Source organism: Pantoea sp. GbtcB22 (assembly GCF_019091025.1).
GTDB classification, from domain to species: domain Bacteria; phylum Pseudomonadota; class Gammaproteobacteria; order Enterobacterales; family Enterobacteriaceae; genus Pantoea; species Pantoea leporis.
In genome coordinates, this window is the sequence record NZ_JAGXKB010000002.1 from 325,128 (window position 1) to 344,928 (window position 19,801).

The window sequence follows — 19,801 nt, forward strand, 5'->3', positions numbered from 1 at the left end:
AAAATAGAAGATGACTCTGTTTGCTTAATTAAACGTCGCATTACTTAAGATGTTGCGGCAATATTTATTGTGTGGCTATCATCATTCTCGACTGAGTTGTGACCGGAAAAGTTATGGACATTAAGTTATTGCGCTCTTTTGCTCTCGTCGCCGAACTCGAGCACATCGGTCAGGCAGCTGAGAAATTGCATATTTCAGCATCCCCCTTGAGCCGCCAAATTCAGCAACTGGAAGATGAGTTAGGTGTGGCACTTTTTCATCGGGAAAAGAAACGCCTCTATCTCAGTGCCGAGGGCAAGCAGTTCCTGACAGAAGTGAAGGCATTGCTTTTGCACCATGATCGTCTGAATGGACTGGGTAAAAGTTTGAAGAATGGTCATGCAGGCAGGCTTGATATTGGCTATGTCGAAGCGGCCATTCACTCACTTCTGCTTCCTGAAAGCCTTGCCCGGTTAAATTGCTCGTCAAAAGTTGATATACAGCTCCATGCCTTACGCTCACAGGCACAAATAGATGCGCTAGCGAATCATGCGCTGGATCTGGCACTGGTTTATAACGAGCCGGAAGAGGATGACTGTTTTGCCTTTCAAAGCGTGTTAGTTGAGCCGGTGGTGCTGGCTATGCCAATAGAACAGGCAATTAGGGATCCCAAACCTGAGCAGTTACACATGAAGCGCTGGATCGCTGATAAGCAAAGTCTAAATACGGCAGTGTCCAACCGCTTGCTTGAGGTGTGTGAAGGGAGTGGGTTTACGCCTGATATTCGGCTTGAGGTTAGCGGACCACTGGCGGCGCTCTCCTGTGTTGAAGCAGGGCTGGGATTTACCTTTATTCAGCGAAGTCTTGCGCGGCTTGCTTCGTCGTCTGTCAATGTTGTTGAAGTACCCTGGCTGGCGCTGTATGTGAATCTCTATGCGATATGGCGGAGAAATGAGGCCAAACCGCTGGTCAGCCGCTTACTGACGGCATTGAGGGAACACGTTCCCTCTTGATGTTAATTTGATAGCCACTCATCGCGGGTTAATTCCCACAATTCATAATCGAGAACACCCGCGACATACTCTTTTTTGCCGGTTTCTATCAGACGCATGCCGGATTTACGTGAGATCTTCACTGAGCCTGTATTCACCGCCGCTTTTGGCACACGTAATACTTCGCGGCCCAGCGTTTTAAACCAGAAATCATTCACGGCGTTGCACGCTTCACTCATATAGCCACGTTGCTGCCATTCGGGAACCAGCCAAAATCCGCGGTTATCATTTTCTCCATCGCGCAGTTCGATCAGACCGATCAATTCTTCAGGCTTCTCCTGACGCCTGATACTCCAGCACCAGCCTCGACCTTCCTTAACGGCGGGCAACACCACGTTATCAACGTAATTCTGTGCAGCACCTTCAGGATAAGGCCATGGCACGGCAGCATTGAGATAACGCACGATCTCCCAGCGGGGAAAGGCGATTTGCATCGCCTGCCCATCACCGCTTTCCAGGGGCTTCAGGATTAATCGTTGCGTTTTGATTTCTGGCGTCATAGTTCCTCCCTAAGAAACGTCAAATTACTTCTGAATAGTAGAATGATCGCACCAGTTTCGCATTGAATTAATTCCGCCATCTGGTGAGGTAAAGCCAGCGCAGCCTAATATCGAGTCGAATAACTTCTCATGGAATACCGGCGTTTTGTCGTTCTGCAATTGCTGCAGTTTGGCAAACGACGCTTTGTTATTACTGTCACTTAAAAACTTATCGGATGCCCAAACCATAATTGGCACCGTGCGCTGCGCCATCGGCGCATGATCGCGTGGCGTGCCGTGGAAATGCAGGTTGTCGGAAATCGATTCTCCGTGATCGGAGGCATAAAACACGATGGCATTTTTATCTTTCAGGCTATCGAACGTCTGCTTAAGAAAATAATCGGTATACAAAAGACTATTATCGTAAGAATTTATCATCTCCTGCGTGCTACAGGCATCATCAATGCCCTGACACTCCGGTGTGTAACGCGCGAATGCCCGTGGATAGCGTTCGGTATACATATAATGTGAACCTTTGGTGTGAAGAATTACAATATGTTTACCCTGCGGATGGCGCTGAATGGAGTCCTGCAGTTCATTAATTAACGCCATATCATCCACCGGCTTACCGACATTACGCTTCTCCGCCTGAATAGATTCGCGCATTGAATAACTGTCGGCCATGACTTTGTTATAGAACCAGGCTTCGCTCTGCATGGAATAGAGATCTTCCGAGAAACCTTGCTTCTTCATCACCGTAAACACATTCATCTCTTTCAGGGTGCGCTGCGGAGCTTCTGAGGCACCGCCTTCTCTGACAAACATACAGCGCAGCGAGAGCTTGGTTGAGGTATCACAGGAATAACCCTGCAAGTGAACGAGGTTTTTTTCGTGATCGAGATAAGGTGTGTTGTCGCGATCGTAACCGTATAAACCCATATGATCGCGGCGGGCACTTTCACCAATCACAAACACGATATACAAGTTATCGGCATTTTTCGGTGGGACGTATTTAAAGTGTTCAGCGGGATCGTATAGATTACGGTTGTCTTCAGCCTGACTGAATGAACTGTATGCCAACAAGCCAACGCCTGATAACCAGTTAGACGGTGAATAAGTACCGGCAACAATGCCGCCGTAGCTGGCCATCATGCGGTTATTTTTCTTGTCCTGTTCATCCTGCACCTTGCCCATTAAATTCAACGGTAACCAGCAACCTAATGCGGCAATCACAATGGCGATGGTTTTATAAGACCAGTAACGCTTTTTGCTGATATTTGAAACGGGTTTACTGCGCATTCCGCGCCAGATTAGCCATAGCGGAATGACGTTGATTATTACCATCCACAGCACAAAGTGCCAGCCAACGGATTCCTTAGAAAGATCCAGTGAATCGGTGGCTAAAACGGCGGCGATGATTCCATAACCAATATCAATATTAAAGAAAATCATGTAATAACTGGCTGCGCTGGAGAAAATCACCAGCATGGTCATCAATACGCGCGACAGATATTTTCCGGTTAATGAGGTTAACAACGTTAACAGCATCACCAAACAAAATGCAGCGATGACCTCAGTCACTAATGAAAGGGTATTATCAAACTGCAATTGCGTATAGCGGCGGATAAAAATCGGAATGTTAAGCAGTACGCCGATATAGAGCGAAATAAATGCCGGTAGATAAAACTGTTTAACCCAACCATTTATAAACATGTGTTCCCCGTTCTTATAATAAACAACTCAATCACTTGCCTGAAAATTGACAACCTTAAGTGAGAGGGTGGATTTGGGGAACAGTTCAATCGTTGCTGGGCCTAAAGTATGTTATATTGTAACAAAATCAGGAGCTGACGCTTTTCATGAACATTAAAATCCAGCAAGCCGATCCCCACTCATCAGAATCCCAATTACTGGTTGAGAAGTTATCAGCCGAACTCGCCGTCATAACCGGCGATAACGGCAAAAGTCATTTCAACGCCCAGGAGCTCAACAATCAGCATTCTTTGTGGGTGCTTGCCAGAGATGAAGCGGGCAATGCCGTGGGCTGCGGAGCATTGAGACCACTTGCAAAACAAATTGCTGAAGTAAAACGTATGTACTCCGATCGTAGCGTGCCAGGCGTTGGCGCTGCGCTGCTGGAGTATCTGGAAACGTGGGCCAAAAGTATGGGATATTGCGAAATTCGGCTATCGACCCGCGTAATCAATAGCCGTGCCGTGGCTTTTTATCACCGTTGCGGCTACACGCAAATCCAGAACTACGAGCCTTACATCGGCAGAAACGAATCGATCTGTTTTGCTAAAATGCTGTGAGTTTGACAACCTACCAATGGTAAGTTGCTACTAGTAGCTTACTCATAACGGAGGTTGTCGCTATGCATGCTCTGATCGTTACTGCTCATCCGGACCAACATTCACACACGCACCACATCGTCTCGCAGGTGGCACAAGGAATTGCTGCTGGTGGCCACAGCTATGAAATTGCCGATCTGGCGGCGGAGCAGTTCGATCCGCGCTTCAATCAGGCCGATTTCGATCAGTTCAAAAGTGGTGCGCCATCGCCGACAGATGTGTTGGCGGAACAGCAACGTCTGGATCGCGCCGATGCATTGATTCTGGTTTATCCCATCTATTGGTGGTCGTTTCCGGCGCAGCTGAAAGGCTGGATCGATCGCGTTTTCACCCAAGGTTGGGCGTACGATGATGATGGCCAAACTGTGGTGAAAAAGCTCGGCCATTTGCAGGTGCATTTGCTGGCGCTGGGCGCCGCGAGCCAGCGCACCTATGTGCGTCGGGGCTATTTCAGCAGCATGCGCACGCAGATCGATGAGGGGATTTTTGGCTATTGCGGCGCGCCGGTGGTGACCAGCGAATTGCTGCTGCCAACCGATGAACATTATCCCGACGCGCATTACACGCTGGCAAACCAACTCGGACAGCGACTTTTTGACGTGAAGGAAATGGCATGAATCAACCCACTCGCCAGCGCATGTCACATCAGGCACGTCGTCAGCAACTAATTGGCGTGGCGTGGAATCTGGTGCGCGAGCAGGGCAGCGATGCGCTGACGTTAGGACGCGTGGCGGAAGAAGCGGGCGTCAGTAAACCGGTGGTCTACGATCATTTTGGTACGCGCCACGGTCTGCTCGCGGCGCTGTATGAAGATTTTGATCTGCGCCAGAACGCGATTATCGAGGCGGCGATGCATGCTGCCGGTGCCAGCCTTGCCGAGCGAGCAAACGTGGTGGCGTCGAGTTACGTCGATTGCGTGTTAACGCAGGGACGTGAAATTCCCGATGTGCTGTCGGCGCTTGATAGCACGCCGGAACTGGCGGAAGTGAAACGCAAATATCAGCTCGATTTCATTGAAAAATTTCGCAGCTGGTTTGCGGAGGCAACGTTGCCGCAAGCCAGCATGTGGGGAATGTTAGGCGCCGCCGATGCGATTTCCCATGCGGTGGTGTGCGGTGACATCAGCCAGCAGCAAGGATTAGCAGAACTTCAGGCGCTGATTCTGGCGCTGGTGGAACGTCACCAGTAACCTTTTATCCAGCCAACAGGAACAACAGATGTCATTACGCGAGATTGATAGCGATTGCTGGCAACAACTGGAGACCGGCGCAAGCGAACCCGATGCCGGTTTTCACTTCTTAACACTCGCGTCGGTTGATCAACAGGGCAAGCCGCAGGCAAGGACGCTGGTGCTGCGCGCGGTTGACCGCGTCAAACGCACGCTGGAGTTGCACACCGATATGCGTAGCCCGAAATGGCAGGCGCTGGCGGTTAATCCAGACGTTACGGTTCTGGGATACAGCGCAAAAACGCAGCTGCGGTTGCAGGGAACGGTCGAGCTGCACGCCGCACACAGCGCAGTAGCTGAAGCGGCGTGGCAACGATTATCGCGCCGGACGCAGCAAACCTATGCTGGTGCTACGCCGGGAAGCGAGATCGAAACCACATCCACCCATCCCGGCAACGCCGAGGATAATTTTGGCGTGTTGCTAATCCGAATTACCCAACTGGATTGGTGCCTGCTGGCGCGGGAAGATAATCAAAGAGCGTTGCTGAATTACACCGACGACGGCGCGCTAGTCAGCAGCAAAAGGGTGCATCCGTAACTAAGGCGTGCATTGTTGCTGCGCCTTGCGACGAACGTTAAACAGCAGAAAACTTGCCAGCGCCAATCCCCAAACGCCCGCCGCGCCATACAACAGCACGTCGGAAAAACCGTCGGTGAGCACCTGCGCGGCAATATCGTGGTTCAATGAAACCTCGCCGCCGCCGGCGATGCGCTCGGCCAGCGTATGCACATCACTTTGTCCCGGCATAATGCGTTGCAAACTCGCCGCAATGCCCGCCACCAGCAAACTGCCCATCAGCGCGATATTGATGGCAAGCGTAATCAGGCGCGCGCTGATATCAATCCCCGACGCCATGCCAACGCGATTACCCGGCACCGATCCGGTTGTGGTGTTGGTCACTGGCGTGTTGGTCAATCCGAGCGCCATTCCAGCGAGCAGCGCGCCCGGCAGTAAACTCATCTGCTGCGCCACGGCGAACTTCATCAACATAAAGCCCGCGCCGATGGTGAATAATCCCAGCGGAATCATGCGCGCCGCGCCAAAGCGCACCACCAGTTTCTCGCCCAGCGGCGGCATCAGCAAGGTCGGTAAAGTGTAAGCCAGCAGCGCCAAACCGGTTGCCATGCTGCTGTAGCCAAGGCCGCTTTGATAATAGACCGGCAGATAAATCATCAGCGGCCAGAAGCTGAAGTTCATGCCAATCGAGCCCATCAATGCCCCGGAAAAGGCGCGGATACGGAACACGGAGAAATCAAACATCGGATGTGGATGGCGCTTCTCAATCCATACAAACAGCAGCGCGCTCAGTAGTGTAACCAGCAAAATCAGTTGTGCCGCGACGCTGTTCCAGCCGAGGCTGCTGCCCTGCGTAATGAGATAGGTGGCGCCGACCACGCTGAGCGATAAGGTAATCAGGCCGCTGAGATCGAGCTTTTGGGCTTCAGCATTGCGTGATTCCACCACATTTTTCAGCGCGAGGATCAGCGTCAGCAACGCGATAAATCCGTGTACCAGAAACACCCATTGCCAGCTAAACCAGGCAACTAGCATGCCGCCGATGATGGGTCCGAATCCCAGTCCAAAGCCAAAGGTAATACCCCACGCGGCGAACGCACGGCTACGCGCTTTGCCCTGCGGAAACTGGAACGACAGAATCGCTATCAGGCAGGTTAACATCGCGCCACCGCTTAATCCTTGCAGCAAACGTCCGACAATCAGCCACAGCGCATTGCCCGCCAGTCCGCACATCACCGATGTCACGCCGAAGGCGATAATGCTGATGATGAAGATGCGCTTGCGTCCATAAGTGTCGGCCAACGTGCCGGTGGCCATTAACACCGCGGTGCAGGCCAACGTATAGGCGTTCATGATCCACTGCAGTTCGCGGAAGCTGGCGTGCATCTCCCTTTCCAGCACCGGTAAAATCACCGGTACGCTGGATATCTCCAGTCCCGACATCAATGCGGCCAGACAAACCGCCATCAGCGCCAACATGTTCTTCATACTCAATCCCTGCGATACGTTAAGAGCGTGCCAGCATGAAAGATTGGCGTGCGAGTGGAAATCTGCCTGCATGCCATATATCGTCAAGATCGTGCCAATTTCTCCGGTGACCTTTAATGCAAATGATTGCTCCGCTTCATGGCCATTCGCCTGCACCGTTCAACCGCCGACTGGTTTTGCTGGCGTATGAATGTCTGTGTACCTTTGAGTTCGGCATCGCCGTTGAGGCTTTCGGGCGCGCCGACGAGGTGTTCGGCCAGCCTTTATATGATTTGAACGTCGCGTCGGTGGAAGAGGGCGTATTCGGCGCGCAAGGTGGCGTGCGGCTGGTGGTCGACGGCGGACTTGAGCTGCTGGAAGAGGCGGGCACCATCGTAATTCCCGGCTGGCGCAGCGTACATGAACCGGCATCGGATCAGCTTATCGCTGCGTTACAAAAAGCCCATCGCAACGGCACGCGTATTGTTTCGATCTGTGCAGGCAGTTTCGTGTTGGGCGCTGCCGGATTGCTGGATGGTAAGCGCGCGACCGCGCACTGGAACAGCACCGAGATTCTGGCGCAACGCTTCCCGCAGGTGCAGGTTGAGCACGGTATGATTTATGTTGATGAGGGCAGCATCATTACGTCAGCGGGTGGCGCAGCGGGCGTGGATTTGTGCCTGCATCTGATTCGCCGCGATTATGGTATTGAAGTGGCAAACCGCACTGCGCGTCGCATGGTGACGCCGCCGCTGCGCGAAGGCAATCAGGCGCAGTTGGTTCAGCAGCCGGTGCCGCAGCGTGCGGCAAAAAATCTTTCGCCGTTACTTGATGATTTGCGTAATCACCTCAATACGCCACTGGTTATTGATCAACTCGCCAGGCAAGCTGGCATGAGCCGCCGCACCTTTTTACGCCGTTTCCATGACGCCACCGGCACCACGCCGGGAGAATGGATGTTGAGCGTGCGGCTGGAAAAAGCTTGCGCACTGCTGGAGAGCGGCAAGCTGAGCATTGATCAGGTTGCTGAACAGGCGGGATTTGGATCGCCAGAAACCTTACGTCATCACTTCAGACAGCGGCTCAACACTACCCCGACCAACTGGCGCAAGTCATTTAGTGAAAGAGGGATAACACAATAGTTTCCGTGGGTCGCCATTGATGGCGACCCTTTTAAATTTAATTCCCGCGATAAGTCGAATAACCAAACGGGCTCAACAGCAGCGGAATATGGTAGTGCTCGCCGTTACTTTCCATATTGAACTCGACCGGAATTTCCGGGAAGAAGGTTTTCTGGTTGTTCATTTTGTAATAGTCACCGGTTTTAAACACCACGCGATAGCTGCCTGCGCTGGCGGTTTTATCTTCCGGGAATAGCGCGCTAATCCTGCCGTTGCTGTCGGTTTTGCCGCTGGCTAATTTCACCCAGTTATTATTCTGTTTCTGATCGAGTTCAACCTCAATACCCGCTGTCGGCGAGCCTGTTTGCAGGTTCAAAACATGTACGCTGAGCGGATTTTTTGGTGCTGCCGGTTGTGCTGCTCCCGCTGACAGGCTGGTCGCAATCAGGATGGCGCTGGCTGAGGTAAAGAGAGTTTTCATTAAAATATCCTTTTTAAGCAGGTGAATGTGCTGCAATCCTGGATGCTTCGACAACAAAATCATAATTGATAAGACTAAATGTGAAATTTCTGAGATCTGACGAGCAATCTACCAAGTGCTGACATCTTAGCGGGCATTGATGCAAACCTGGTTGCCATGAAGGGCGAGCATACGTAATGCAGGTCATTGTTGTCGTCACTCCCTCAGTGCAAATGGCGGTTAATTTAATTACCAGCGAGCGACAACTACGCTAATCCACCTCCGATTATTCTGAGTCATCTGTCAGAATTCTTCTCTAAAAGTTGTACCAGTTTAAGTAACATGTACATATATAATTTTGAGTCAGGCATTTATTATTAGCTTGCAAATGTAATTTTGTGGTTAATAAGCGAAGGGTAAAGCCTGGATAAGCGAAGCGGTAAATAAATTGAAGTTGATCAAGAAATAATCGATTATACGGATTTTTAGCTGGAAATAACCCTCCTGACATGGATAAATCTGTATTTAAGCGAAGCGTAAATACAGTATCAGGAGAGTGTTGTGCAGAAGTAAAACGATGTTAGATGTTTATTCTTTTGGGAAGAATGTTATTTGCGTCGGCTGATTTTCCCTCCTTTTCTTCCTGCTTCAATGGCGCGCTCCGGGTCGTTTTTGAAGTTACCGCTGCTAGCCTGACCGCCTTTGCGCCCGGCTTCAGCCGCGCGTTCCTTGTTCTCTGCGAAGTTGCCTGCACCACCACGACGTTGCGGCTTTTTTTCTTCCTCATCGGGTAGCTTCTTAGCGTCCGTCATTGGTTCTCCTCTTTTATAAATACCAACATGATGCAAAATAAATGTAGTGCCATTTTTTCCAGTTTCAAGCCTGGGTTTCTCGTAAGTCTTAATTCTAAGAGGCTTGCTTATGTTACTTCCAGTTAAATTTTCACTTCTCTCTAAATGTAACTACCATTAGTTACTTGCTTAAGATTTTTAACATTAAAAAGAAAGCTTCTCTAGCCAGATAATAAGCGAAGCGGTAAGCACATTTACTTATAACCTCAATCGCAATTCTTGCGCACATTACTTGCAGCTTGACGCTTGCTTGCTACGTTTAATTAATCTTCTTGTTTAGCCTAAATTAACGCTTCGCTTATTTTGCTCAATTAGCCTAAATGAGCTGATGTCATACCCATCAGGCAGCTAACTGTCGATGTTCTTCTCACTACCGGAGCAAATTGATGACCAAGGAATTTGTATATCTGGATTGGTTGCGCGATGCGCATGCGATGGAAAAACATGCAGAGCCTTTGCTGCAGGCAGCTACGCTGCGGCTGGAGGAGTTCCCGCTGTTGCAGGCACGTATGAAGCAATATGCACAACAAACCGCTGAACAGCAGCGGTGGGTGAAAGACGTTTTGAAACGCTACGACAGTAACTGGTCAGCGCTGAAAGACGCGTTAGGACGATTGTCGATCGTTGGGCAAGCCGCGAGTGATATGTTGCGCAATGAAGAGGGCGTGCGCATTGCGGTGAGCAGCTACGTGTTCTGTAACTATAAAGTGGCAACCTACACCGCATTACTGGCCGCAGCGCAACAGGCGGCGGACAGCAAAGGTATTAAGACTTTCCAGCTGATCCTGCAACATGAAATCCAGATGGCAGATTGGCTTCTTCATCAGCTGCCGGACGTGGCGAACGAGGCCATTTTGCATAGCGCGGTAGCCGCAGTCTGACGGATAACTATAAGTGGTCGGCAGCCTTGCTCTGCTGACCGCTCAATTTGGCTTGCAGGTTAAACGCTACAGAGAAACTAACTGTTTTCCCTTAGTCAAATTGCTGCAAATAATAAAATCAGGATCATTCTTTGCTATTTGTTAGCCTGGCGAGAACCTTTATTCTAAATTAAGTAAAAAAACCAGGCTTAGAATTTTATGTTATTCCCTATCAGTAAATGGAACTGATCAATGAAATCGATTTCAGCAAAATAACACTCCGCGTCTGATATTTGAAATGTGACCCTATCAATCATCGTCTCTAATGTTAATGAAATTGCTGACGATAACAGCAGAGATGCTGCCGATTAACGCCCGTAGCCTCTTCTGTTTTTTTTAAAACAACATTATTGTCTTCACTACTTTTCAATCAAAATCATTGAGGTTTCTAAATGGACGTAGTTCAAAGATTTTCACGTAATGTAAAGTTGCGAACCAAACTTACAATATCCTCTATGCTCAATATCGCGATGCTACTTTTAGTGGCGTTACTCGGATTAAATTCGCTGTTCTTAGCTGAAACCGGCGTTAACGGCATGATGAAAGACGATTATCCCACTATTGCATTGGGCAACCGATTAATTGATGAGATCAACGTAACGGTGCAGCAGCAGGCGCTGCTGCTGAGCCCGATTGATGCGCAACGCCGGACAACGATTCAGAGCAATCTTCAGGATGCCTCAAAGAAAATTACCGAAACCTACAAGCAGTTAAATAAGCTGGCTACCGATGATGAATCAATCGCATTTCTCAAGCGCGTGGAAGTGAGGCGAGCAGAGTTCCTTAAAGAGCGAAATGTATTCTTCGATTTAGTGAATAGTGATGTGACAAAAGCAGTGAATTTCTATTTTTCTACGCTTGCCTCAGCGCAAAGAAATTATATCGATGAGGTTGAGGGGTTTATTACCCTGCAAGAGCAGCAAATGGATGGCTCCTATAATAATTTTATGGCGTCATACGGCAAAACTAAAATTTCCATGCTGATTATTTTTGTAGTGGCTATTTTACTTTCAGCATTTATTGGCTGGATTATTATTCGCTCGATTACAGTGCCATTGAAAAAAGTGATCGCCTTTCTTGGTCGAGTGGCGGATGGCGATCTCAGTTCTGATTTTCATGAACAGCGAAAGGATGAAATGGGGCAGTTAATTAACGCCATCCAGCAGATGCAGGAAAAGATGTCGGATATTGTCAGCCATATTCGCATTAGCGCAGAACAGATATCCGGCGGTGCCAGTGAAATCATGTCGGGCACCAACGATCTCGCGGCGCGTACGGAAGAGCAGGCCAGCTCGGTAGAGCAAACGGCGGCCTCGGTGGAGGAGTTCAGTGCCACCATTAGCAACACGCGTAATAATACCTACGTTGCCGCCGATCTCTCCGCTAAGGCGGAAACCACGGTAGGACGCAATGCCAGCATGATGGACAACGTCGCCAGCAAAATGGCCGAAATCAATGATTCTGCCAGCCGCATGGCGGAGATCATCAACCTGATCGATTCCATTGCTTTCCAGACCAATATTCTGGCGCTTAATGCTGCGGTAGAAGCCGCACGCGCGGGTGAACATGGTCGCGGTTTTGCCGTGGTGGCGCAGGAAGTCCGCGCGCTGGCGCAGAAAACCGCCACCTCATCGCATGAGATCCGTAATTTGATTGAGGAGTCGTCCACCCGTATTGCCGATGGGCGCGATATGGTGACGGATGCCAATAAATTGATGAACGGCATGATGTCGAACGTGGCTGAGATGAAAGAGTTGCTGGTGCAGATCAATCAGGCCAGCAGTGAGCAGGCAGACGGCATCAGCCAAATCAACACCGCGATTAGCCAGATTGATATCACCACGCAGCAGAATGCGTCGCTGGTGGAACAATCGCTGGCGGCGTCGGCGATGCTGAGCGAGCAGGCGGCGAATATGGTGAATAGCGTAAGCGTGTTTACGCTGCGTCAAACCGCTTAATGCGAGGGTGATCCAGAACGGCATATGCGTTCTGGATCTTTTTTTAAATTGCCGGATATTCGCCGGTACCTTCTGGCCACGGCGTCAACAAATCAAAGCCGGTTTCGGTCACGGCGATGGTGTGTTCCCACTGCGCTGACAGCGAGCGGTCTTTGGTGACCACCGTCCAGCCATCGGACAGTACACTGGTGCCGGCTTTACCCGCGTTGATCATCGGTTCGATAGTGAAAATCATGCCCGCCTGTAACGCCAATCCCGTGCCTGGCGTGCCGTAATGCAGAATCTGCGGATCGCCGTGATACACCTCGCCAACGCCGTGACCGCAATATTCGCGCACCACCGAGAAACCGGCTTTTTCCGCTACCTGCTGAATGGCCGCCCCGATATCGCCTAAGGTCGCGCCCGGTTTTACCACTTTGATACCTGCCACCATCGATTCGTAGGTGATATCCACCAAACGTTTGGCGCGCACCGACGGCTGGCCAACGTAATACATGCGGCTGGTGTCGCCGTACCAGCCATCTTTAATGATGCCGACGTCTATGTTGACGATGTCGCCATCCTTGAGCTTTTTCTCGCCCGGAATGCCGTGGCACACCACATGATTCACCGACGTACAGGTCGTTTTGCTGTAACCGTGATAGCCAATATTTGCTGGCACCACTTTTAGCTCGTTTACCACGTAATCATGACAAATCGCGTCCAGTTGATCGGTGGTGACGCCCGGTTTAACGTACGGAGTGATGATCTCCAGCACTTTAGCGGCGGCGTGTCCAGCGGCACGCGCCAGTTCGATCTCTTCAGCGGTGTGCAGTTTGATGCTCATTACGCGATTCCCTGCGAGGTGAATAAAGGATGGTCGAGCAGTTGCGCTAAATCCGCGCCGCTGTCGCGTTCAACGCGCATCAGCAAGCGCGTCAATTCCTGATGATTGAGTGACGGATAAATCTCGGCCAGCATGCCGATCTTCATCCAGTGTTCCGCCTGCGCGTTGATGGAACGGCTCATCGCCGTGCTGGCGATGCGCAGATTCTCATGCATTAAGTCAGAGATTTTTACGATGCCCATGGTGCAACCTATATATGAATCGTATGTGATATGTATATAGGTTACCGTTTTAGGCTGGGATATGCAAAAAGGGGGTGAAGCCAATCCATGGCGGACAAAATCCTAAGGCGCCTTACTCAGACTTCGTTGGAGGACGACGACTTATTTTGCCTCCTTTCCGTCCCGCTTCAACGGCGCGTTCAGGATCGTTTCTGAAGTTGCCTCCACTGGCTTTGCCTCCCGCCTTGCCAGCTTCTTTCGCACGTTCTGGATCGTTAGCAAAATTCCCTGCGCCGCCTCTGTAGCTCTGTTTGTTCATAGGAAGACCTCTTATCAATGTTCCGTTAGATTTGAGGACTAGCTAGTCACGCTGCAATTTTAGTTCGCCGTTGCGTTAAAGCCAGGCCGTAAACGCCGATCATTGAAAATGATCATTAAGCGCGATGAAATTTGTCGAATTAATAGTGACCTTCGTCACAATTTACAATTCCTGACTATACTTCTGCCTTTTGGGTTTCAACCTTTGCGCTACAAGGCGCGTTCAATATGCAGGGAACAGGAATGGACACATCGCAGCAAAACAGTGACGACGATTCAGCGCTAAGTAATCTCACCGTTAAACAGCGCATCTTCTTTGTGGTACTCGTAGCGACAATGGGTGCGCTGGCTTTTGGTTATGACACCGGGATTATCTCGGGTGCCTTGCCGTTTATGACCTTGCCGCCTAATCAGGGCGGTCTTGACCTCACACCGTTCACCGAAGGTTTAGTCACTTCATCCCTGATCTTCGGTGCCGCGCTGGGTGCTTTCCTCAGTGGTTATTTCTCCGATCGCTTTGGCCGACGCATTACGCTGCGTTCTCTGGCGCTAATTTTTGTGCTGGGCGCGATTGGTACCGCGTTAGCGCCAAACCTGCACGTAATGGTGGCGATGCGTTTTCTGCTGGGGATTGCGGTGGGTGGCGGTTCCTCAACCGTACCGGTGTTTATTGCCGAAATTGCCGGGCCAAAACGGCGTGCGCCGCTGGTGAGCCGCAACGAGCTGATGATTGTTTCCGGTCAGCTGCTGGCTTATGTGGTCAGCGCGGTGATGAGTTTCACGCTTAACGATCCGCATCTGTGGCGTTATATGCTGGCGATGGCGATGATTCCTGGCGCGTTGCTGTTTATCGGCACCTTCTTTGTGCCAGCGTCGCCACACTGGATGGTGGCAGAAGGGCGCATCAAAGAAGCGAGCCGTATCCTGCACAAACTGCGTGAAACGCCGCGCGAAGTGAAAAAGGAGATGACGGAGATGCGCCAGCACGCTAAAGCGGCGCGTCAGGGGCCGTCAGCGCGTGAACTGCTGCAAGAGAAATGGATTCTTCGCTTGTTACTGGTGGGCGCGGGGCTCGGCATTGTTATCCAGTTCACCGGCGTGAATGCCTTTATGTACTACACGCCCGTGATTCTGAAAACCACCGGTATGGGCACCAACGCCTCGATTGCGGCGACCATCGGTAACGGGATTGTTTCGGTGCTGGCGACCATGGTGGGCATCAAAGCAGTGGGACGTTTTGGACGTCGTACTATGCTGATGACAGGTTTGTCGGTAGTGATCGCCATGCAGCTGGTACTGGGCTGCGTGCTGCTGTTGATGCCACAGGACATGACGCAAAGCATCTTCGCGCTGGCGGCGATCCTGGTGTTCCTGTTCTTTATGCAGATGTGCATTTCGCCGGTTTACTGGCTGCTGATGTCGGAGCTGTTCCCGATGAAAGTGCGCGGCGTGCTGACCGGCGCTGCGGTTTCGTTCCAGTGGATCTGTAACGCGGCGGTGGCGTTTGCCTTCCCGCCGCTGCTCTCCGCCACCGGCAATGGCGCGTTCTTTATCTTTGCAGCCATCAACGTCGGCTCGCTGATCTTCGTAATCACTATGCTGCCGGAGACCAAAGGCAAATCGCTCGAGCAGATCGAAAATGAGATGCGCGAGCGGTTCAGCGAGCAGGAGCAGGATCAGCAAACCGCGTAGCGGCGCTTGAGAATTCCTGGTCACGGGAGGAAGATACGCATCTTTCACCGGGCCAGGATTTCCCATGTTAATCACCGCCGAGAACACGCGCACCTTCAATACCGACATTCGCCTGGCCTGCACGCTGGCCGCCGTTGCGGGCGCACTTAACGCCGCAGCGTTTGAAACGGTCGGCTTCTTCTCGGCGAACATGACCGGCAATGTCTCCTCACTTTCCGACCATCTGGCCAAAGCTAATCTGCACGTCGGCCTGTTTTTTCTGCTGATCGTGCTGCTGTTTATCGCCGGATCTTCTGTCTCAACGCTGATAATCAACTCCGGCAGACGGCGCCAGATTCGCGGCATCTACGCCATCAACATCCTGATTGAAGGCATCGCTTTGCTGCTGCTCGGCGTGATTGAAAGCTGGTTTCGCTTTAGCGGCTCTGGCGTGTTGCTGGTGCTGAGCCTGAGTTTTTTGATGGGATTGCAAAACGCCGTTGTGACGCGCATCTCCAACGCCCGCGTGCGCACCACGCACGTTTCTGGCACCGCGACCGATATCGGCATTGAGCTGGCGATGCTGTTTGATGTGCTGCGCCGCAAAGAATACCCCAAAGATGCGCCGCTCTACATTGAGCGGCTTAAGCTGCATTTTTACACCGTGCTGGCGTTTTTGGCCGGCGGTGTGTTGGGGATTTGGCTGCTGCAGTGGATGAGTTATCTGCTGCTGATGGTGATCGGTGCGCTGCTCAGCGTGCTGGCTTTAGCGGCACTGAAACGGATCTGATCGGTGAGCAGCTTCACAGTTTTCCGCATCGTTCGTTAAAACTGCTTGCCACTTTTTCCGCGCTGTTAGCATGATAGCGCCCGTTAAGGATTGTTACTGTTCGGCAGGCAAAACCTGAGACGCGCCCTTTTTCAGTTGAAGAGGGCGCGTCTCAGGTTTTTTTTTGCGCGAAATTCAGGGCATGAGTTTAGGGCATTGTTCAGGAGAAAGAGTGATGCAATATCAGGAACTGGCGGATGACATCGTTACCGGTGTTGGCGGCAAAGAGAACATCATCAGCGTGATGCACTGCGCCACGCGCTTACGCTTCAAACTAAAAAACAGTCAAAAAGCGCAAACTGCGGCGTTAAAAGACAATCCTGGCGTGATCATGGTTGTGGAGAGCGGCGGCCAATATCAGGTGGTGATTGGCAATCAGGTGGCGGAAGTGTATCGCGAACTCACGTCACGTCACGGGCTGGATAATCAGAGCGAGGCAGCAGATAACGCTGCACCGCAAGGCTTATTTGCACGCTTTATCGATCTGGTTTCCGGCATCTTCACCCCCTTTATCGGCGTGATGATCGCCACCGGCATCATCAAAGGGTTGCTGGCGTTGGCGTTGGTGCTCGGCGTGATGAGTGCCGACAGCGGCAGCTACAAAGTGCTGTTTGTTGCCAGCGACGGTTTGTTCTACTTCTTGCCGATATTGCTCGGCTACAGCGCCGGTAAAAAATTTGGCGGTAATCCGTTTGTCAGCATGGCGATTGCCGCTGCGCTGGTGCATCCAATGATTCTCGAAGTGCTGCAACAGCAGCAGCAGGGCAATGCGCTGACCTTCATCGGCATCCCGCTCGAAGTGCTGAACTACAGCTCGTCGGTGATTCCGATTATTTTCGCGGCCTGGGTTTCCAGCCTGATTGAACGCTGGGTGCATCCGCGTTCTCCCAGCGCGGTGCGTAACTTCACTACGCCGTTGTGCTGCCTGCTGATCACCGTGCCGCTGACGTTTCTGGCGATTGGTCCGGCGGCGACCTGGCTGAGCCGCATGTTGGCCGAAGGTTATTTGTGGATTTACAGCCTGAGCCCAATGATTGGGGGTGCGGTGATGGGCGCGATTTGGCAAGTGTGCGTGATTTTCGGTCTGCACTGGGGTTTAGTGCCGATCATGCTGAACAACCTCGCCAACTTTGGTCACGACACGCTACTGCCCTTGCTGATGCCTGCGGTGCTGGGCCAGGCGGGCGCCACGCTTGGTATTTTCCTGCGCACCCGCGAAGCGAAACTGAAAGCGATGGCGGGATCAGCCTTTACCGCCAGCATCTTCGGCATCACCGAGCCGGCGGTATATGGCGTGACGCTACCGCGCCGTCGTCCGTTTATCTTCGGCTGCATCGGTGGCGCCTTGGGCGCGGCGATCCTTGGCTTCTGGCACACCACCATTTACTCCTTTGGTTTCCCGAGTGTCTTCACCTTTATTCAGGTGGTGCCAAACAGCGGCATTGATGCCAGCGTGCTGGCGGCATTTGCCGGTGCGGCGGTGGCGCTGATCTTCGCTTGCGTCAGCACTTATCTGTTCGGTCTGACCGAGCTCGCAACCGAAGCGGTTGCGCCGCCGGCAGCGGTTGCTCCGCCCACCAGCCTGACGCGCCGCGAAAGCGTGGTCAGTCCGATGGCGGGCGATGTCATTCCGCTCGATCAGGTTAAAGATGAAACTTTTGCCAGCGGATTGCTCGGTAAAGGCGCGGCGATTATCCCGCAGCGGGGCCGCGTGGTATCGCCGATCGATGGCGTGGTGTCGTCAATGTTCCGAACCGGCCATGCGATTGGCCTGACATCGGCGCAGGGCGCAGAAGTGTTGATCCACGTTGGCCTCGATACCGTGAAGCTCGATGGACACTATTTCTCTCCGAAAGTAGTGAACGATCAGCCGGTCAAGGTGGGCGATTTGCTGCTGGAGTTCGATCTCGATGCGATTAAAGCCGCAGGCTTTGACCTCACTACGCCAGTGCTGGTGAGTAATAGCGATGACTTTGTGGATGTGTTAACCCTGAGCCGCACGGCCGTGAGCGAAGGCGCTCCGTTGTTGGCCGTGCTGAAATAATAGAGGAGCAAACAGATGACTAAACGTTTCCCTGACGGATTTTTATGGGGCGGCGCCGTTGCCGCAAACCAGGTTGAAGGCGCGTATCAGGAAGGTGGCAAAGGTTTATCGACCTCCGACCTGCAACCCAAGGGCATATTTGGTGCACGCGTCGAGCGCAGCGATGACGATTTTGGCATCAAGGATACCGCCATCGATTTCTATAACCGCTTCCCGGAGGACATCAAACTGTTCGCCGAGATGGGCTTTACCGTACTGCGTACCTCGATTGCCTGGACGCGCATCTTCCCGCAGGGCGATGAAGCGGAACCCAATGAAGCGGGATTAGCCTATTACGATCGCCTGTTCGATGAGATGGCGAAATACAACATCACGCCACTGGTGACACTGTCACATTACGAAATGCCGTACGGCTTGATCAAAAAGTACGGTGGCTGGGGCAATCGCATCACCATTGATTGCTTTGAACGCTATGCGCGCGCGGTGTTCACCCGCTTCCAGCACAAGGTGAAGCTGTGGCTGACCTTTAATGAGATCAACATGTCGCTGCACGCGCCGTTCACCGGCGTAGGTCTGGCGGAAGAGAGCGATCAGCAGGCAATCTATCAGGCGATTCATCATCAGCTGGTGGCGAGCGGGCGCGCGGTGAAAGCCTGCCATGAAATCGTTAAGGACGGCAAAATCGGTAACATGCTGCTGGGCGCGCTGCTCTATCCGCTGAGCTGCCGTCCGGCGGACGTGCTGGAAACCTTGCAACAGAACCGCGAATGGCTGTTCTTTGGCGATGTACAGGTGCGCGGCGCGTATCCGGCCTATATGAAGCGCTTCTTCGCCGATCGTAACATCAGCATCGAGATCACCGATGCCGATAAGCGCGACCTGCAAAACACCGTCGATTACATCTCCTTCAGCTACTACATGACCGGCTGCGTCACCACTAACGAAGAGGAGAACCAGAAAGCGCGCGGCAACATTCTCTCGATGGTGCCGAACCCGCACCTGCCGAGTTCCGATTGGGGTTGGCAGATCGACCCTGAAGGGTTGCGCATTCTGCTTAACATCCTCTATGACCGCTATCAAAAGCCACTGTTCATCGTGGAAAACGGGCTTGGTGCTAAAGATGTGGTGGAAGCGGACGGGCAAATTAACGACGATTACCGTATCCAGTATCTCAACGATCATCTGGTGCAGGTGCGTGAAGCGATTGAAGATGGCGTCGAGGTATTGGGTTATACCTGCTGGGGGCCGATTGATTTGGTCAGCGCGTCAAAAGCCGAGTTCTCCAAGCGTTACGGCTTTATCTACGTGGATCGCGATGATGCGGGCAACGGCACGCTGGCGCGTTCACGTAAGAAGAGTTTCTTCTGGTATCAGGACGTGATTCGTAGCCATGGTGCAGCGTTGAAATAGCCAGTGAATAATTAAGTGCCGCACATATCGTAGCGGCGCAATTTATTGCGCATTGTCGGGATGGGCACGGTGCTGCCATTGAAATGCGCGATAAATCGC

Annotated in this window: 20 protein-coding genes; 12 read left to right on the top strand and 8 right to left on the bottom strand. The window is 52.0% G+C overall.

What is annotated here, in order from left to right:
* The first annotated feature begins 113 nt into the window (after window positions 1-113).
* Window positions 114-992, top strand: a complete 879-nt coding sequence (locus tag KVT28_RS09345; RefSeq protein ID WP_217547940.1) for a LysR family transcriptional regulator — start codon at window positions 114-116, stop codon at window positions 990-992.
* Between the two features lie 2 nt (window positions 993-994).
* Here the strand turns inward: KVT28_RS09345 and KVT28_RS09350 are convergent, their stop codons facing one another.
* Window positions 995-1,531, bottom strand: coding sequence for a GNAT family N-acetyltransferase (locus KVT28_RS09350; protein ID WP_217547943.1), 537 nt, complete (start codon window positions 1,529-1,531; stop codon window positions 995-997).
* Between the two features lie 24 nt (window positions 1,532-1,555).
* A complete protein-coding gene (gene eptB / locus KVT28_RS09355; protein ID WP_217547945.1) occupies window positions 1,556-3,223 on the bottom strand; it encodes a kdo(2)-lipid A phosphoethanolamine 7''-transferase in 1,668 nt (555 codons plus the stop codon).
* Window positions 3,224-3,369: 146 nt separating this feature from the next.
* Here eptB and KVT28_RS09360 point away from each other — a divergent pair, with 146 nt between their 5' ends.
* The 4 genes from KVT28_RS09360 (at window position 3,370) to KVT28_RS09375 (ending at window position 5,627) form a co-directional block, all read left to right on the top strand.
* Entirely contained in the window at window positions 3,370-3,822 is a 453-nt protein-coding gene (locus KVT28_RS09360) for a GNAT family N-acetyltransferase (protein WP_217547947.1), read from the top strand.
* Between the two features lie 62 nt (window positions 3,823-3,884).
* Window positions 3,885-4,478, top strand: a complete 594-nt coding sequence (locus KVT28_RS09365) for an NAD(P)H-dependent oxidoreductase (RefSeq protein ID WP_217547949.1) — start codon at window positions 3,885-3,887, stop codon at window positions 4,476-4,478.
* Window positions 4,475-5,050 (top strand): TetR/AcrR family transcriptional regulator, encoded by a 576-nt coding sequence (locus KVT28_RS09370; protein WP_137387043.1) that lies wholly within the window; start codon window positions 4,475-4,477, stop codon window positions 5,048-5,050. The genes KVT28_RS09365 and KVT28_RS09370 overlap by 4 nt, the downstream gene beginning before the upstream one ends.
* A gap of 28 nt (window positions 5,051-5,078) precedes the next feature.
* On the top strand, window positions 5,079-5,627 hold the full coding sequence (locus KVT28_RS09375; protein ID WP_217547951.1) for a pyridoxamine 5'-phosphate oxidase family protein: 549 nt from the start codon (window positions 5,079-5,081) through the stop codon (window positions 5,625-5,627).
* On the opposite strand, the gene KVT28_RS09380 is transcribed toward KVT28_RS09375, so the two are convergent.
* Window positions 5,628-7,094, bottom strand: coding sequence for an MFS transporter (locus KVT28_RS09380; RefSeq protein ID WP_217547954.1), 1,467 nt, complete (start codon window positions 7,092-7,094; stop codon window positions 5,628-5,630).
* Window positions 7,095-7,210: 116 nt separating this feature from the next.
* On the opposite strand from KVT28_RS09380, the gene ftrA reads away from it, so the two are divergent.
* Complete coding sequence (gene ftrA / locus KVT28_RS09385) at window positions 7,211-8,215, top strand: transcriptional regulator FtrA (protein ID WP_217547957.1); 1,005 nt, start codon at window positions 7,211-7,213, stop codon at window positions 8,213-8,215.
* 37 nt (window positions 8,216-8,252) lie between these two features.
* Here ftrA and uraH read toward each other — a convergent pair whose 3' ends face one another.
* Together uraH and KVT28_RS09395 are read right to left on the bottom strand one after the other, a co-directional pair.
* Entirely contained in the window at window positions 8,253-8,675 is a 423-nt protein-coding gene (uraH, locus tag KVT28_RS09390; protein WP_110867159.1) for a hydroxyisourate hydrolase, read from the bottom strand.
* 587 nt (window positions 8,676-9,262) lie between these two features.
* Window positions 9,263-9,466 carry a general stress protein gene (locus tag KVT28_RS09395; protein WP_064740224.1) on the bottom strand — a complete coding sequence of 68 codons (204 nt, stop codon included), beginning with the start codon at window positions 9,464-9,466 and terminating at the stop codon, window positions 9,263-9,265.
* A 425-nt stretch (window positions 9,467-9,891) separates the two neighbouring features.
* Here KVT28_RS09395 and KVT28_RS09400 point away from each other — a divergent pair, with 425 nt between their 5' ends.
* Both KVT28_RS09400 and KVT28_RS09405 read left to right on the top strand, forming a co-directional pair.
* Window positions 9,892-10,386: a DUF892 family protein gene (locus KVT28_RS09400; RefSeq protein ID WP_101761302.1), complete on the top strand. Its 495-nt coding sequence runs from the start codon at window positions 9,892-9,894 to the stop codon at window positions 10,384-10,386.
* Between the two features lie 431 nt (window positions 10,387-10,817).
* Entirely contained in the window at window positions 10,818-12,383 is a 1,566-nt protein-coding gene (locus KVT28_RS09405; RefSeq protein ID WP_101761303.1) for a methyl-accepting chemotaxis protein, read from the top strand.
* A gap of 43 nt (window positions 12,384-12,426) precedes the next feature.
* On the opposite strand, the gene map is transcribed toward KVT28_RS09405, so the two are convergent.
* The 3 genes from map to KVT28_RS09420 all read right to left on the bottom strand — a co-directional run bounded on the left by map (window position 12,427) and on the right by KVT28_RS09420 (window position 13,749).
* Window positions 12,427-13,209: a type I methionyl aminopeptidase gene (gene map, locus KVT28_RS09410; RefSeq protein ID WP_101761304.1), complete on the bottom strand. Its 783-nt coding sequence runs from the start codon at window positions 13,207-13,209 to the stop codon at window positions 12,427-12,429.
* Window positions 13,209-13,451, bottom strand: a complete 243-nt coding sequence (locus tag KVT28_RS09415; protein ID WP_008106304.1) for a ParD-like family protein — start codon at window positions 13,449-13,451, stop codon at window positions 13,209-13,211. Before KVT28_RS09415 ends, map begins: the two co-directional genes overlap by 1 nt.
* Before the next feature lie 112 nt (window positions 13,452-13,563).
* Window positions 13,564-13,749, bottom strand: a complete 186-nt coding sequence (locus tag KVT28_RS09420; RefSeq protein WP_101761305.1) for a general stress protein — start codon at window positions 13,747-13,749, stop codon at window positions 13,564-13,566.
* Between the two features lie 242 nt (window positions 13,750-13,991).
* Between KVT28_RS09420 and KVT28_RS09425 the strand changes: the two genes are divergently transcribed.
* From KVT28_RS09425 to KVT28_RS09440, 4 genes are all read left to right on the top strand, one after another.
* Window positions 13,992-15,440, top strand: a complete 1,449-nt coding sequence (locus KVT28_RS09425) for a sugar porter family MFS transporter (protein WP_217547960.1) — start codon at window positions 13,992-13,994, stop codon at window positions 15,438-15,440.
* Window positions 15,441-15,504: 64 nt separating this feature from the next.
* On the top strand, window positions 15,505-16,209 hold the full coding sequence (locus KVT28_RS09430; RefSeq protein WP_217547963.1) for a YoaK family protein: 705 nt from the start codon (window positions 15,505-15,507) through the stop codon (window positions 16,207-16,209).
* Between the two features lie 214 nt (window positions 16,210-16,423).
* Complete coding sequence (bglF, locus tag KVT28_RS09435) at window positions 16,424-18,292, top strand: PTS beta-glucoside transporter subunit IIABC (RefSeq protein WP_217547966.1); 1,869 nt, start codon at window positions 16,424-16,426, stop codon at window positions 18,290-18,292.
* 15 nt (window positions 18,293-18,307) lie between these two features.
* Complete coding sequence (locus tag KVT28_RS09440) at window positions 18,308-19,702, top strand: glycoside hydrolase family 1 protein (protein WP_192235139.1); 1,395 nt, start codon at window positions 18,308-18,310, stop codon at window positions 19,700-19,702.
* Window positions 19,703-19,801 lie beyond the last annotated feature (99 nt).